Origin of the sequence: Mycobacterium sp. Root265 (genome assembly GCF_001428895.1) — a bacterium.
Lineage (GTDB): Bacteria > Actinomycetota > Actinomycetes > Mycobacteriales > Mycobacteriaceae > Mycobacterium.
Genome location: NZ_LMJA01000001.1, coordinates 326,701 through 341,323 on the forward strand (window position 1 = coordinate 326,701; position 14,623 = coordinate 341,323).

The window sequence follows — 14,623 nt, forward strand, 5'->3', positions numbered from 1 at the left end:
CGGGATACGCCCGATGTGAGTAGGTGTTGACAAACCCGACACGGTGGGGCAACCGAGGCGGAATGGCCGAAACATAGTTTCTCCTCAACCGATTCCGCTTCTGGGAGGAACTAGTGCCTACAACAAGCCGCAACCGTGACATCGCTCACTGGGATGCCGAGGACGTCGACGCCTGGGACGCGGGGGGCAAAGACATCGCCAAGCGGAATCTCATCTGGTCGATCTTCGCCGAACACGTCGGTTTCTCGGTGTGGTCGATCTGGTCGGTGATGGTGCTGTTCATGCCGCAGGACGTGTACGGCATCGACCCCGCCGGGAAGTTCTACCTCGTCGCGATCCCGACGCTCGTCGGCGCGTTCATGCGCATCCCGTACACCATTGCGCCCGCCCGGTTCGGTGGCCGCAACTGGACCATCGTCAGCGCGCTGCTGCTGCTGATCCCGCTGGTGCTGACCCTGTGGGTGATGGCTCAACCCGGCGCGTCGTACACCACGTTCATGATCATCGCGGCCTTCGCCGGCTTCGGCGGCGGCAACTTCGCCTCGTCGATGACCAACATCAACGCGTTCTATCCGCAGCGACTCAAGGGCTGGGCGCTCGGCTTGAACGCCGGCGGCGGCAACATCGGGGTGCCGGTCATCCAGCTCATCGGACTGCTGGTGATCGCCACCATCGGCAACACCGCGCCCTACCTGGTCTGCGCCATCTACCTGGTGCTCGTCGGTCTTGCCGCCCTCGGTGCGGCCGTCTTCATGGACAACCTGGGTAATCAGCGCTCCAACCTGGGAGCCATGGTCGAGGCGATGCGCTACAAGCACTCCTGGGTGATGAGCTTCCTGTACATCGGCACCTTCGGTTCGTTCATCGGGTTCTCGTTCGCCTTCGGTCAGGTGCTGCAGATCAACTTCCTGGCCGGTGGTGACACCCCGGCGCAGGCTTCGCTGCATGCCGCCCAGATCGCCTTCCTGGGACCGCTACTCGGCTCCATCTCACGGCCGTTCGGCGGCAAGCTGGCCGACAAGATCGGTGGCGGCAAGATCACCCTCTACGTGTTCGTCGCGATGATCTTCGCCGCGGGCATACTGGTGGCCGCCGGTGTGCTCGACGACTCGGCCGCCGGCGCACCCACCGGCACCCAGATGGGCGCCTACGTCGCCGGATTCATCCTGCTCTTCATCCTGTCCGGGTTGGGCAACGGATCCACCTACAAGATGATCCCGTCGATCTTCGAGGCCAAGGCCCAGAACCACGACGAGTGGAGCAAGGACGAGAAGGCAGCCTGGTCGCGCAGCATGTCCGGTGCCCTGATCGGCTTCGCCGGCGCGGTGGGAGCCCTGGGCGGGGTGTTCATCAACATCGTGCTGCGGATGTCCTACGTCAGCGACGCGAAGTCGGCCACCAACGCGTTCTGGGTGTTCCTCGGCTTCTACGTGGTGTGCGCCATCGTCACCTGGTTCGTCTTCCTGCGGATGGGAGCCGCCCGCCAGGCGGCCAGGGACGATCTGCTGCCCGAGCAGGCAGTCACCGCTTGACCTGGGAGTTCCATCGCCAACACACCGCCTCGCAGCGGGCTCACCGAGGGGGTGAGCCCGCTGTGAGGTCGAGTTTTCTTCGCGATAACGTCGGCTCAAAGGAACCGGAACAGTGCCCGCCCACGATGGTCGTATGACAGCGGCCGCGGGGGAGACGACACGTACCGCGTGTTCGTACTGCGGTGTGGGCTGCGGCATCGAGATCACCACCGCGCCGGATGCGGTCACCGGGCTCCCGGTCATCGCGAAGGTCAGCGGGGACAAGCTGCACCCCACCAACTTCGGCAGGCTGTGCACCAAAGGTGCCACGCACGCCGAGATGATGGCCGCCACCGACGGCCGGTTGACGACGGCCCTGGTGCGTGGGGCACGCGGCGCCGAACCCGAACCGGTGCCGGTGGATACGGCCGTCGCCGAGGCAGGCCGGCGACTGCGGGCGATCATCGACGAGCACGGACCAGACGCCGTCGCGCTGTACGTGTCGGGTCAGATGTCCATCGAGGCGCAGTATCTGGCGACCAAACTGGCCAAGGGCTATCTGCGCACGGTGCACATCGAATCGAACTCCCGGTTGTGCATGGCCAGCGCGGGGACCGGCTACAAACAGTCGCTGGGTTCGGACGGCCCGCCCGGGTCCTACACCGATTTCGACTCGGCCGATTTGTTCTTCGTCATCGGCGCGAACATGGCCGACTGCCATCCGATCCTGTTCCTGCGGATGGCCGACCGGCTCAAGTCCGGTGCCAAACTCATCGTGGTGGACCCGCGGCGTACCGCCACCGCGGACAAGGCCGACCTGTACCTGGCGATCAAACCCGGCACCGATCTGGCACTGCTCAACGGACTGCTGCATCTGCTCGTCCAGAACGGTGATATCGACCACGATTTCATCGCCGAACACACCGAGGGCTGGGACGCCATGCCGGCCTTCCTGGCCGACTACCCGCCCGACCGGGTCGCCGAGATCACCGGAATCGCCGAGGCCGACATCCGCACCGCCGCCGCGATGATCGCGGAATCCGGCGAGTGGATGACGTGCTGGACGATGGGTCTCAACCAGAGCACACACGGCACCTGGAACACCAACGCCATCTGCAATCTGCACCTCGCGACCGGCGCCATCTGCCGACCCGGCAGCGGTCCGATGTCGCTGACCGGACAGCCCAACGCCATGGGTGGTCGCGAGATGGGCTACATGGGGCCGGGATTGCCCGGCCAGCGTGCCGTGCTGTCGGCCGAGGACCGGGAGTTCTGCGAGCAGCAGTGGGGGCTGGACCCCGGGACCATCCGCTCCGACGTCGGCCCCGGCACCATCGCGATGTTCGAGCAGGCGGCCGCGGGCGATATCAAGGCCTGCTGGATCATCTGCACCAATCCCGTTGCCACCGTGCCGAATCGATCGACCGTCATCACCGGACTCGAGACGGCCGAACTGGTGATCACCCAGGACGCCTACGTCGACACGGCCACCAACCGCTACGCCGACATCATGCTGCCCGCCGCGCTGTGGGCCGAGACCGATGCCGTCATGATCAACTCCGAGCGCAACCTCACGCTGCTGCAACAGTCGGTCCCGCCCGTCGGGGACGCCCGGGCGGACTGGGAACTGATCTGCGGTGTCGCCGAATATTTGGGTTTCGGTGCGGATTTCGCCTACAAGTCGGGCTCGGAGATCTTCGACGAGATCCGCCGGTTCGCCAACCCCCGCACCGGATACGACCTGCGCGGGGCCAGTTACGATCGGCTGCGGGAGACCCCGCTGCAGTGGCCCTGCCCGCCCGGAGACGAGCACGACCGCCACCCGATCCGCTACCTCAACGACGGGGTGTCCCAGACCCTGCACATCGATGAGGACGGGCACCGGCCGCGCCTGGCGTTCGCGACACCGTCACGCCGGGCGAAGTTCCTGGCCCGCCCGCACATGGATGCCCGCGAGCTGCCCGACGACGACTACCCGATGGTGCTGAACACCGGCCGGTTGCAGCACCAGTGGCACACCATGACCAAGACCGGCCGGGTGGACAAACTCAACAAGCTCAACAGCGCACCCTTCGTGGAGGTGCACCCGGATGACGCTGCCGCACAAGGCATCACCAAGCAGCATCAGGTGGAGCTCACCTCGCGGCGCGGTCGGGCCGTGCTGCCCGTGCAGATCACCGACCGGGTGCAGCCCGGCAATGTGTGGGTTCCGTTCCACTGGAACGACGAACACGGCGAGTACCTGACGGTCAACGCCCTGACCAACGACGCCGTCGACCCAGATTCGCTGCAACCCGAACTCAAGGTGTGCGCGGTGCGGCTACGGCCCATCCCGGTGCAGCGACCCGACCCGTTCGGACTCGCGTCGGTCGCACCGGAGTTCAGCGAGGACGAAAAGTACTACCTGTCCGGGTTCTTCGCCGGTATGGACGCCAACCCCGTTGGTGTACCGGTACTCCCGTCATCGGCACCGGTGCGCGCACAGGTCCGGTTGTGGGTGGACGGCCTGCTGGCCGGGACCTACTCCCGCGCGGAACCCGAACAGCCCACCGGGACCGGACCGATGGTGTTGTGGGCCTCCCAGACCGGGAACGCCGAGGAGTTCGCCGCCCAAGTGGCCGCCCGGTTGTCCGGTGCCCGGCTGATCACCATGAACGACGCCGCCCTGGAGGACCTTGCCGCGGCGGGCGAAGTGGTGATCGTCACCAGCACCTTCGGTGACGGCGGCCCGCCCGACAACGGCGCCGAGTTCTGGGACCGGTTGACGTCGGCGGACGCGCCCACCCTCGACGGTCTGCGGTACTCGGTCCTGGGCATCGGGGACCAGTCCTATGACAACTTCTGCGGACATGCCAAGGCGCTGGATGCCCGGCTGGCGGAGCTCGGAGCCGTCCGCTCGGTCGATCGCGCTGACTGCGAGATCTACGACGAGGCGCCGATGGCGGCGTGGGCCGACGAGGTGGTCGCCGGACTGGATGTGGCGCCGGTGGCGATCGCTCCGGCCACGCCGAAAGCCCCGGTACCCCTGAGCCGTAACGCCCCGGTGCAGGCACCGCTGTGCCGCAACACCCGTCTCACGCCGCAGTCGGCGGCCAAAGAGGTACGTCAGTTCGGATTCGACATCTCCGAGCATGTCGCCGAACACGGTGCCGGCTACGCCGTCGGCGACTCGCTCGGGGTGTTCGTCACCAACTCCGATGAGTCGGTGTCCGCGTGGCTCGCCGCGACGGGACTGTCCGGCAACGAGATCATCGAGGTCGACGGCGCCGAGACCGACCTGCGCGGCGCGCTCACCATGTCCTATGACATCTGCCGGGTCACCCCGAATCTGCTGAGCTTTGTCGCCGAACGCAGCCGCGATGCCAAGAAGCTGCGCAAATCCGGTGACAACACCGCGTGGCTGGCCGGCCGCAACGGCCTCGACATCGTGCAGGAGTTCGCGCTGCGCGCCGAGCCGCAGGAATGGCAGGACGCGCTGGTGCGGCTGACCCCACGGCAGTACTCGATCTCGTCCAGCCCACTGGTCAGCCCCCACGAGGTGCAGCTCACGGTGTCGGTGGTGCGCTACCGCAGCGCACGCGGAGAGAACCGCGGCGGTGTGGCCTCGACGTATCTGGCCGACCGGGCGTCCTCGGTGCCGGTCTTCGTGCAGCGCTCCCCGAACTTCCGGCCGCCCGCCGAGTCGGCCACCCCGATGATCATGGTCGGCCCGGGCACCGGGATCGCCCCGTTCCGCGGCTTCCTGCAGGAACGCCGGGCGCTGGGTCACACCGGGCGCAACTGGCTGTTCTTCGGAGATCAGCACCGCGCCGAGAACTTCTATTACCGCGACGAACTGGAACACATGGTCGCCGACGGCCTGCTCAACCATCTCGACCTGGCGTTCTCCCGTGATGAGGGCAGCCGGATCTACGTGCAGCACAAGATGCTCGACGCCGGCGCCGAGCTGTGGCGCTGGATGGAGGACGGTGCGCACTTCTACGTGTGCGGTGATGCCACCAGGATGGCCCGCGATGTCGATGACGCCCTGATGAAGATCATCCGCACGTACGGCTCGATGTCGACCGAGGCCGCCCACGACTACAAGAAGGAACTCGTCGCCACCAAACGGTACGTACGCGACGTCTACTGATCGCTGCGAATAAAAATCGCCGCTTCGGCGTTGTTCCGCCGTAGGCGAAAGCAGATTTGGGTCAGGGAGACGATAGAAATGGCTTGGCACAGTGGTGACGTGGTGACCGCCCGTCGCGAGATCGACGAAATGGACGTTCAGACGGTTCCCGAGGGTGCGGCCGGCACGGTCGAGGAGACGACCATGTTTGGGCAGCCCAAGGTGGTCTGCTTCGACGTCCCCACCGTGTGGGGCCCCAAACGTGCGTGCGTGCACGTGCACCGCGGAGATGTCGCGCTGGCCGGTTAGACCGCGTCGACATCCCGCACGGCGCCCTTGTCCGCGGACAGCGCCAGCGCCGCATACGCGCGCAGCGCCGCGGACACCGTGCGCTGGCGGTTCTTGGGCTTGTAGCCACCGGCCGCCTCCAGCGCGATGCGCCGGCGCTGCAGTTCCTGGTCGGGCACATCCACCTGGATGCTGCGGTGCGGGATGTCGATGGTGATCAGGTCACCGTTCTCCACCAGCGCGATGGTGCCGCCGGCAGCCGCCTCGGGGGAGACGTGGCCGATGGACAGGCCCGACGTGCCGCCGGAGAACCGGCCGTCGGTGATCAACGCACATTGGGCGCCGAGCCCACGGCCCTTCAAATAGGCTGTCGGATAGAGCATCTCCTGCATACCCGGGCCGCCCTTGGGCCCCTCGTAACGGATCACCACGACATCTCCGGGCTGCACCCGCTTGTTCAGGATGGCGTCCACCGCATCATCCTGGGATTCCAGCACCACGGCCGGTCCGGAGAACTTCCAGATGCTCTCGTCGACGCCCGCGGTCTTGACGATGCAGCCGTCCACCGACAGGTTGCCGCGCAGCACCGCCAGCCCGCCGTCGGCGGAGTAGGCGTTCTGGAGGTCGCGGATGCATCCGTTTTCGGCGTCGGTGTCCAGGCTCTCCCACCGCTCGGACTGGGAGAACGCGGTCGCCGAGCGCACACACCCCGGCGCGGCGTGGAACAGTTCGACGGCCTCCGCCGAGGGGGAACCACCCCGGATATCCCACGCGCGCAACCACTCCGCCACCGATCCTGCGTGCACGGTGTGCACGGTCTCATGCAGATGCCCGCCCCGCCACAGTTCGCCGAGGATCGCGGGGATACCGCCGGCGCGGTGCACGTCCTCCATCAGATAGTGGCCGTTGGGGGCGACCTTGCACAGGCAGGGGATCATCTGGCTGCGTTTCTCGATGTCCTCGAGGGTGTAGTCCAGTTCGGCCTCACGGGCGGCGGCCAGCAGGTGCAGCACCGTGTTGGTGCTGCCACCCATGGCGATGTCGAGCGCCATCGCGTTGTCGAAGGCGTCGCGGGTGGCGATGGCGCGCGGCAGCACGCTCGCGTCGTCGCGGTCGTAGTAGGCCCGGACGATGTCCATCACGGTGCTGCCGGCCTTCTCGTAGAGGGCGCGGCGCGCGGTATGGGTGGCCAGCACCGACCCGTTGCCGGGCAGGGCCAGGCCGAGTGCCTCGGTGAGGCAGTTCATCGAGTTCGCGGTGAACATGCCCGAGCACGAACCGCAGGTCGGGCAGGCGGCTTCCTCGATGCGGGCGATGTCGTCATCGGAGACATCGGTGTTGACGGCATCGGCGATGGCGGACACCAGGTTCAGCCGGGTCTTCACGGTGCCGTCCACCAGGACCGCGGTGCCGCCCTCCATCGGGCCGCCGGAGACGAAGACGGTGGGGATGTTCAGTCGCAGCGCCGCCATCAGCATGCCGGGAGTGATCTTGTCGCAGTTGGAGATACACACCAGGGCGTCGGCGCAGTGCGCGTTGACCATGTACTCCACCGAGTCGGCGATCAGTTCGCGCGAGGGCAGCGAATAGAGCATGCCGCCATGCCCCATGGCGATCCCGTCGTCTACGGCGATGGTGTTGAACTCGCGCGGCACCCCACCGGCGGCCGAGATGGCCTCGGACACGATCCGGCCCACGGGCTGCAGATGGGTGTGTCCGGGCACGAACTCGGTGAAGCTGTTGGCCACCGCGACGATCGGCTTGCCGATATCGGAACCGGCCACACCGGCGGCGCGCAGCAGCGAACGCGCTCCGGCCATGTTGCGACCGTGGGTGACCGTACGCGACCTCAATTCAGGCATGGCACCTACAGTCGCAGCGAGCGGGGCCACAGAGAAGACGGCGCCGATGCTAGTACCGGCACTACCAGTCTGAGGCCGGGAATAGGCTGGCGGTTATGGACAAGCGCGCGCAGCAGCGGCTCGCCCTCGGCGCGTTCCTGCGTGCCCGCAGAGAGGCCGCGCCGCGCGACGAGCTGGGGTTTCCCGAGGTGCCCAGGATGCGCACCAGCGGGCTGCGCCGCGAAGAAGTCGCACTGTCCGCCGGGGTGAGCGTCACCTGGTACACCTGGTTGGAGCAGGGACGCGATATCAATCCCTCCAGACAGGTGCTCGATGCGATCTCCGGTGCGCTGCGACTGACCCGGGCCGAGCAGGACTACGTGCTCGCCCTCGGCGGCCACACGTCCGACCCGACCGTCGCCTCGGGCCCCACGCCACCACACATCCAACGATTTCTGGACGCTCTTGCCGGCTACCCGGCCTTTGCGATCGGACCCACGTGGACCATCGCAGCCTGGAACGCGGCGTACGCGGCCCTGTACCCCAACATCGCCCTCACCGACCCTGCCGACCGCAATCTGCTCTGGCTGGTGTTCATGGATCCCGCCATTCGGGAGCTGTTGCCGGACTGGGAAACCGACAGCCGACGGTTCCTGGCCGAGTTCCGCGCCGAGGCCGGGTCGCGGGTGGGGGAACCCTCCTACACCCAGCTGGTCGAACGACTCCGCGAAGGAAGTGCGCATTTCAGCGCGGAGTGGATGGCGAGCAGTGTCGAGCGCTTCGCGTCCCGGGAGCGCAGATTCTTCCACCCCGGCGTCGGCGAACTGCTCCTCGAACATCATCAGCTGACTCCCGCGGACGCACCCGGGATACAGATCGTCGCGTACCTACCGCTGCCGGGAAGCAGTGCCTCCGAACGCTTGACACAGTTGATCAGCCAGTCCGAGAGCAGGGGGTAGACATGGAGCAGGACGCGATCGACCCGCAGGTGCGCGTCTACGCCTCCCGGGTGCACAACCTGCGGGCGGTCGACATGGCCGCACCCCGCAACTCCTTCGTGGCGTTCACCGGGGTGTCGGGGTCGGGGAAGTCCTCGCTGGCGTTCGGGACCATCTATGCCGAAGCGCAACGCCGCTACTTCGAATCCGTTGCCCCGTATGCCCGTCGGCTGCTGCTGCCCAGTGATGCGCCGAAAGTCGATGACATCACCGGCCTGCCACCGGCGGTGGCGCTGCAACAGCGCCGCGGGTCGACCAGCTCACGGTCGACGGTGGGCACCGTGACCACCTTGTCGAATCTGTTGCGGATGCTTTTCTCGCGCGCCGGCACGTTCCCGCCGGGTGCGACGGTGCGGCTGGACTCCGATGCCTTCTCCCCGAACACGACGGCGGGGGCATGCCCGGAATGCCACGGGCTCGGCCGGATCCACCGTGTCACCGAGGAGACTCTGGTGCCCGACCCGACGCTGACCATCCGTGAGGGTGCGGTGGCCGCGTGGCCCGGTGCCTGGCAGGGCCAGAACCTGCGCGACATCCTCATCACCCTGGGTTACGACATCGACAAGCCGTGGCGCAAACTCAGTAAACACCAACGGAATTGGATCCTGTTCACCGAAGAGCAGCCGACGGTCGAGATCGATCCCAGCCAGCACCCGGTCACCGCCGACTACTACTACAACGGCACCTATTCCAGCGCCGAACGACACGTCCGCCATACCCTGGCCAACTCGCAGAGCGCGATGATGCGCCGACGGGTGCTGCAGTACGTCGACAGCGCCGACTGCCCGGTGTGCGGGGGCTCGGGACTGCGCCCCGAAGCGCTCGCGGTGACCTTCGCCGGCCGCAACATCGCCGAGCTCACCGCGATGCCGCTCACCGTGCTCGCCGAGGTGCTGACGCCTGCGGCCACCCGCACCCAGTTCGAGGCCGCCTACGAGTCCACCGAATCCGGCGAGTTCACCGAGGTTGCCACGATGATCGCCGCCGATCTGGTGGCGCGCATCGCCATCCTGGTCGATCTCGGCCTCGGGTACCTGAGCCTGAACCGGCGCACCCCGTCCGTATCGCCGGGGGAGTTGCAGCGGCTGCGATTGGCCACCCAGCTGCGGGCGGGGCTGTTCGGCGTGCTCTACGTGCTCGACGAGCCGTCGGCGGGCCTGCATCCCGCCGATGCCGAGCCGCTGCTGGAGGTACTCGACCGGCTCCGGCGGGCGGGCAACTCGTTGTTCGTCGTCGAGCACGACATGGATGTGGTGCGCCGCGCGGACTGGGTCGTCGACGTCGGGCCCGGTGCCGGTGAACTCGGCGGTGAGGTGCTCTACAGCGGGCCGGTGGCCGGACTCGCCGATGTCGAATCGTCGGTGACCCGACGTCACCTGTTCGACAGCGCCGTCCCGGCCGCTCGCGCACCCAGGAAATCGTCGGAAATGCTGTGCCTGCAGCATATTTCCTTTCACAATCTGCAGGATGTCGAGGTGGCCCTACCGCTGGGCAGCTTCATCGCGGTCACCGGTGTGTCCGGTTCGGGGAAGTCGACCCTGGTCTGCAAGGTGCTCGGCGATGTGGTGGCGCGCCACCTCGGCGGCGGCGCGGCCGATGTCTCCGACGTGGAGGTGACCGACGCCGAGAGCGAGCTGCTGGACATCGACACGGATGCCAGCGTCGGTGTCGTCGCGACAGGCGTCGAGGTCGTCGACCGTCTGGTCACCGTCGACCAGCGTCCGATCGGGCGGACGCCGAGGTCCAATCTGGCGACATACACCGGCATGTTCGACGCCGTCCGCAAGGCCTTCGCCGATACCGCGGAGGCGCGCCGACGCGGCTGGAGTGCCGGCCGGTTCTCGTTCAACGTCGCCGAGGGCCGCTGCGAGACCTGCCACGGCGAGGGTTTCGTGGCCGTCGAACTGCTGTTCCTGCCGGGCACCTACGCCTCCTGTCCGACCTGCGGCGGCGCCCGCTACTCCGAGGAGACACTTGAGGTGCGCTACCGGGGGCGCAACATCGCCGAGGTGCTCGCGATGACCGTCGACGAGGCGGCGGATTTTCTCTCTGAGATCCCCAGTGCGGCAAGAAGTCTGACCACACTGCGCCAAGTGGGCCTGGGTTATCTGCGGCTGGGCCAACCCGCCACCGAACTGTCCGGTGGGGAGGCCCAGCGGATCAAGTTGGCCACCGAGTTGCAGCGCGCCCGCCGCGGGCACACGTTGTATGTGCTCGACGAGCCGACCACCGGACTGCACCCCGCCGATGTCGAATTGCTCGTCGCGCAACTGCACCGCCTGGTGGATGCCGGCAACACCGTGGTGGTCGCCGAGCACGACATGGGGGTGGTGGCCGGGGCGGATCATGTGATCGATCTCGGGCCCGGCGGGGGCGATGACGGTGGCACCGTGGTGGCCACCGGTACACCCCGACAGGTCGCGGCAGCCAAGGGAAGCCGTACTGCGCCTTACCTGGCGAAGCACGTGTGAGGTTGTGTGTCCGAGGGGGGACTTGAACCCCCACGCCCGTTAATAGGGCACTAGCACCTCAAGCTAGCGCGTCTGCCATTCCGCCACTCGGACATTGCGCCGTGCCATCGGCACGGAGCGACTAAGGCTAACGGATGGAGGCGGTCTGGCCCAAACCAGACTGTCGCCGGCGGTGCGCCACCCCGCCCGGGGGAGTCGCGGCGGTGGTACGAATGGTGACTGTGAGCGTGCCCCCGACAAGCGCGGACGAGGTCGTCGACCTCGTCAGCGCCCTGATCCGATTCGATACGTCCAACACCGGCGACCCGGCGACCACCAAAGGCGAGGCCGACTGTGCGCAGTGGGTGGGCGACCGGTTGCGCGAGGTCGGCTATGAGACCGAATACCTCGAAGCGGGCGCCCCGGGCCGCGGCAACCTGTTCGCGAGACTGGCCGGTGCCGACCCCGACCGCGGCGCGCTGCTGATCCACGGCCACCTGGACGTAGTGCCCGCCGAACCCGCCGACTGGAGCGTGCACCCGTTCTCCGGCGCGGTGAAGGACGGCTACGTGTGGGGACGCGGCGCGGTCGACATGAAGGACATGGTCGGCATGATGATCGCGGTCGCCAGGCACTTCAAACGCCACGGCATCGTGCCGCCGCGCGATCTGGTGTTCGCCTTCGTCTCCGATGAGGAGCACGGTGGCACCTACGGCGCCCAGTGGCTGGTCGACAACCGGCCGGACCTGTTCGAGGGTGTCACCGAGGCCATCGGCGAGGTCGGCGGGTTCTCCCTGACCGTGCCGCGCCGCGACGGCGGCGAACGCAGGCTCTACCTGATCGAGACCGCGGAGAAGGGCCTGGCCTGGATGCGGCTGACCGCCCGCGGGCGGGCCGGGCACGGCTCGATGGTGCACGACGACAACGCCGTCACCGAGGTGGCCGAGGCGGTCGCCCGGTTGGGCCGACATCAGTTCCCGCTGATTCTCAGCGAGCCCGTCGAGCAGTTCCTCACCGCGATTTCCGAGGAGACCGGCTACGAGTTCGACCTGAACTCGCCGGACCTGGACGGCACCATCGCCAAGCTCGGCGGTATCGCCCGCATCATCGGGGCCACGCTGCGCGACACCGCCAACCCGACCATGCTGAAGGCCGGTTACAAGGCCAACGTCATCCCGGCCACCGCCGAGGCGGTGCTGGACTGCCGGGTGCTGCCGGGTAGGCGCGCGGCCTTCGAGCGTGAGGTCGACGAGCTCATCGGCCCGAACGTGGTGCGCAGCTGGGAGCGCGACCTGCCGTCCTATGAGACGTCGTTCGACGGCGATCTGGTGGATCAGATGAACGCCTCGCTGCTGACGCTCGACCCGGAGGCACGCACCGTGCCGTACATGATGTCCGGTGGTACCGACGCGAAGTCGTTCCAGCGGTTGGGAATTCGCTGTTTCGGATTCGCTCCGCTGCGGCTGCCCGCCGACCTCGATTTCGCATCGCTGTTCCATGGCGTCGACGAACGGGTACCCGTGGACGCACTAGAGTTCGGGGCGAAGGTTCTCGAACACTTTCTGACCAACTGCTGAGCGAAAGGCAAAATGAGCGCCGTGACTTCCTCACCGTATGACAACCTGCCGCAACTGCCGACATTCACGCTGACCTCGGAGACCGTCACCGACGGACAGCCGCTCGGCAACGATCAGGTCAGCGGCATCATGGGCGCCGGCGGTAAGGACATCTCGCCGCAGCTGAGCTGGTCGGGCTTTCCCGAGGAGACCCGCAGCTTCGCGGTGACGGTGTACGACCCGGACGCCCCGACCGCATCCGGTTTCTGGCACTGGGCGGTCGCCGACCTGCCGGTCGACGTGACGTCGCTGCCCGCCGATGCCGGCAACGGTGACCCGCTGCCCGGTGGCGCGGTCACCCTTGCCAACGACGCGAGCCAGAAGCGGTTCATCGGTGCCGCGCCACCGGCCGGGCACGGACCGCACCGTTACTACATCGCGTTGCATGCACTGCCCGTCGAGAGCCTGGAACTGCCCGACGGCGCCACCCCGGCCTACCTCGGCTTCAACCTGTTCGGCCAGGCGATCGCCCGCGCGGTCATCCACGCCACCTACGAGCAGAACTAGCGGGTCGCGGCGCCGACCGCCTCGGACAGCGAGGCGTAACCGCCCTCACGCAGCCTGCGGGCGACGCCGTCGTGAATCTGCTTGGCCCACAAGCCACCGCCGTAGATGAACCCGGTGTAGCCCTGCAGCAGGGTGGCACCGGACATGATGCGTTCCCAGGCGTCGTCGGCCGTCTCGATACCGCCGACGCTGATCAGCACCAGGCGGTCACCGACGCGCCCGTAGAGGCGGCGCAGCACCTCCAGGGACCGGGCGGCGACCGGTTCGCCGGACACGCCGCCCGCTCCGAGGTCGGCGGCCCCCGGGGTGCGCAGGCCTTCGCGGGACACGGTGGTGTTGGTCGCCACGATGCCGGCCAGATCCAGTTCGACTGCCAGATCGGCGATCTCGTCGATATCGGCATCCGAGAGATCCGGCGCGATCTTGACGAGCACCGGCGTGGAGGTCGCTTCCCGGACGGCGGCCAGGATGGGCCGCAGCGAGGACACCGCCTGCAGGTCGCGCAGTCCCGGGGTGTTCGGCGAACTCACGTTCACCACCAGATAGGACGCCAGCGGGCCGACCAGCCGGGCGCTCTCGGCGTAGTCCTCGACGGCCCGCTCGGCCGGTGTTGCCTTGGTCTTGCCGATGTTGACGCCGATCGGGACGTCCGCGGTGTGCCGGGTCAGCTGCACCGCGAGCGCGCCGGCGCCGTGATTGTTGAAACCCATCCGGTTGAGCAGGGCGCGGTCCTGGGCCAGCCGGAACATCCGCGGTTTCGGGTTTCCCGGCTGCGCCTGCGCGGTCACCGTGCCGACCTCGGCGTACCCGAACCCCAGCGCACCCCAGGCCGCCAGGCCGTGGCCGTCCTTGTCGAAACCGGCGGCCAGCCCGAGCGGGCCGGGGAAACGCACCCCCCAGACGGTGCTGGCCAGCACCGGGTCCTGCGGCGCCAGGCCGGCGGACAACCGGCGGCGCGCGATACCGGGCCGGGTGGCCAGGCGCAGCGCCGCGAACACGAACGTGTGGATGCGTTCGGGGTCGACCTGGAAGAAAGCCTGTCGAAGCAGCCGATAGATCACAGTGCCGGCTGATCGCCGAGGACGGACTTCTTGCGGCGCAACAGCACCCGGCGACTGCCGTCGGTGTAGAGACGCACCCGGGTCAGCTCCCAGCCCCGGTACTGCGCCTCGATCGACAACCGCACCGACGCCGACAGGCGGGTGACGTCGGGAGGGAGCCGCAGCGGTACCCAGTCGTACTCGTCGGAGAGATCGGAGGCCCATCCGGCCGGCATCCGTCCGCGCTGCACTGTGCTCATG

At 67.7% G+C, this 14,623-nt stretch carries 10 protein-coding genes and 1 tRNA gene; 7 read left to right on the forward strand and 4 right to left on the reverse strand.

Annotation, left to right across the window (positions count from 1 at the left end; translation table 11 throughout):
• Positions 1-113 precede the first annotated feature (113 nt).
• The 3 genes from ASE48_RS01420 to ASE48_RS01430 all read left to right on the forward strand — a co-directional run bounded on the left by ASE48_RS01420 (position 114) and on the right by ASE48_RS01430 (position 5,931).
• Positions 114-1,532 carry a nitrate/nitrite transporter gene (locus tag ASE48_RS01420; protein WP_057165214.1) on the forward strand — a complete coding sequence of 473 codons (1,419 nt, stop codon included), beginning with the start codon at positions 114-116 and terminating at the stop codon, positions 1,530-1,532.
• Positions 1,533-1,665: 133 nt separating this feature from the next.
• Positions 1,666-5,643, forward strand: a complete 3,978-nt coding sequence (locus ASE48_RS01425; protein WP_057165215.1) for a bifunctional nitrate reductase/sulfite reductase flavoprotein subunit alpha — start codon at positions 1,666-1,668, stop codon at positions 5,641-5,643.
• Between the two features lie 78 nt (positions 5,644-5,721).
• Positions 5,722-5,931, forward strand: coding sequence for a hypothetical protein (locus ASE48_RS01430; protein WP_156408996.1), 210 nt, complete (start codon positions 5,722-5,724; stop codon positions 5,929-5,931).
• On the opposite strand, the gene ilvD is transcribed toward ASE48_RS01430, so the two are convergent.
• The gene (ilvD, locus tag ASE48_RS01435; protein ID WP_057165217.1) at positions 5,928-7,772 is read right to left on the reverse strand and encodes a dihydroxy-acid dehydratase; all 1,845 of its coding nucleotides are present in this window, start codon (positions 7,770-7,772) and stop codon (positions 5,928-5,930) included. The genes ASE48_RS01430 and ilvD overlap by 4 nt on opposite strands.
• A 95-nt stretch (positions 7,773-7,867) precedes the next feature.
• Between ilvD and ASE48_RS01440 the strand changes: the two genes are divergently transcribed.
• Positions 7,868-8,710, forward strand: coding sequence for a helix-turn-helix transcriptional regulator (locus ASE48_RS01440; protein ID WP_057165218.1), 843 nt, complete (start codon positions 7,868-7,870; stop codon positions 8,708-8,710).
• A 2-nt stretch (positions 8,711-8,712) separates the two neighbouring features.
• On the forward strand, positions 8,713-11,220 hold the full coding sequence (locus ASE48_RS01445; protein ID WP_057165219.1) for an excinuclease ABC subunit UvrA: 2,508 nt from the start codon (positions 8,713-8,715) through the stop codon (positions 11,218-11,220).
• Between the two features lie 7 nt (positions 11,221-11,227).
• On the opposite strand, the gene ASE48_RS01450 is transcribed toward ASE48_RS01445, so the two are convergent.
• Positions 11,228-11,313: transfer RNA gene (locus ASE48_RS01450), tRNA-Leu, on the reverse strand.
• Positions 11,314-11,432: 119 nt separating this feature from the next.
• Between ASE48_RS01450 and ASE48_RS01455 the strand changes: the two genes are divergently transcribed.
• Complete coding sequence (locus ASE48_RS01455) at positions 11,433-12,776, forward strand: M20/M25/M40 family metallo-hydrolase (protein WP_057165220.1); 1,344 nt, start codon at positions 11,433-11,435, stop codon at positions 12,774-12,776.
• Between the two features lie 12 nt (positions 12,777-12,788).
• Positions 12,789-13,322, forward strand: coding sequence for a YbhB/YbcL family Raf kinase inhibitor-like protein (locus tag ASE48_RS01460; RefSeq protein ID WP_057165221.1), 534 nt, complete (start codon positions 12,789-12,791; stop codon positions 13,320-13,322).
• On the opposite strand, the gene ASE48_RS01465 is transcribed toward ASE48_RS01460, so the two are convergent.
• Together ASE48_RS01465 and ASE48_RS01470 are read right to left on the reverse strand one after the other, a co-directional pair.
• On the reverse strand, positions 13,319-14,380 hold the full coding sequence (locus ASE48_RS01465; protein WP_057165566.1) for a quinone-dependent dihydroorotate dehydrogenase: 1,062 nt from the start codon (positions 14,378-14,380) through the stop codon (positions 13,319-13,321). The two genes, ASE48_RS01460 and ASE48_RS01465, sit on opposite strands and share 4 nt — an antisense overlap.
• Positions 14,380-14,622, reverse strand: a complete 243-nt coding sequence (locus ASE48_RS01470; protein WP_057165222.1) for a DUF5703 family protein — start codon at positions 14,620-14,622, stop codon at positions 14,380-14,382. The genes ASE48_RS01465 and ASE48_RS01470 overlap by 1 nt, the downstream gene beginning before the upstream one ends.
• Position 14,623: the final 1 nt, after the last annotated feature.

What these genes read in the sequence shown, in the direction of transcription:
- ASE48_RS01445 (WP_057165219.1), top strand. Translation starts at nt 8,713, where the DNA reads ATGGAGCAGGACGCGATCGACCCGCAGGTGCGCGTCTACGCCTCCCGG.
- ASE48_RS01440 (WP_057165218.1), top strand. Translation starts at nt 7,868, where the DNA reads ATGGACAAGCGCGCGCAGCAGCGGCTCGCCCTCGGCGCGTTCCTGCGT.
- ilvD (WP_057165217.1), bottom strand. Translation starts at nt 7,772, where the DNA reads ATGCCTGAATTGAGGTCGCGTACGGTCACCCACGGTCGCAACATGGCC.
- ASE48_RS01430 (WP_156408996.1), top strand. Translation starts at nt 5,722, where the DNA reads ATGGCTTGGCACAGTGGTGACGTGGTGACCGCCCGTCGCGAGATCGAC.
- ASE48_RS01460 (WP_057165221.1), top strand. Translation starts at nt 12,789, where the DNA reads ATGAGCGCCGTGACTTCCTCACCGTATGACAACCTGCCGCAACTGCCG.
- ASE48_RS01425 (WP_057165215.1), top strand. Translation starts at nt 1,666, where the DNA reads ATGACAGCGGCCGCGGGGGAGACGACACGTACCGCGTGTTCGTACTGC.
- ASE48_RS01470 (WP_057165222.1), bottom strand. Translation starts at nt 14,622, where the DNA reads ATGAGCACAGTGCAGCGCGGACGGATGCCGGCCGGATGGGCCTCCGAT.
- ASE48_RS01455 (WP_057165220.1), top strand. Translation starts at nt 11,433, where the DNA reads ATGGTGACTGTGAGCGTGCCCCCGACAAGCGCGGACGAGGTCGTCGAC.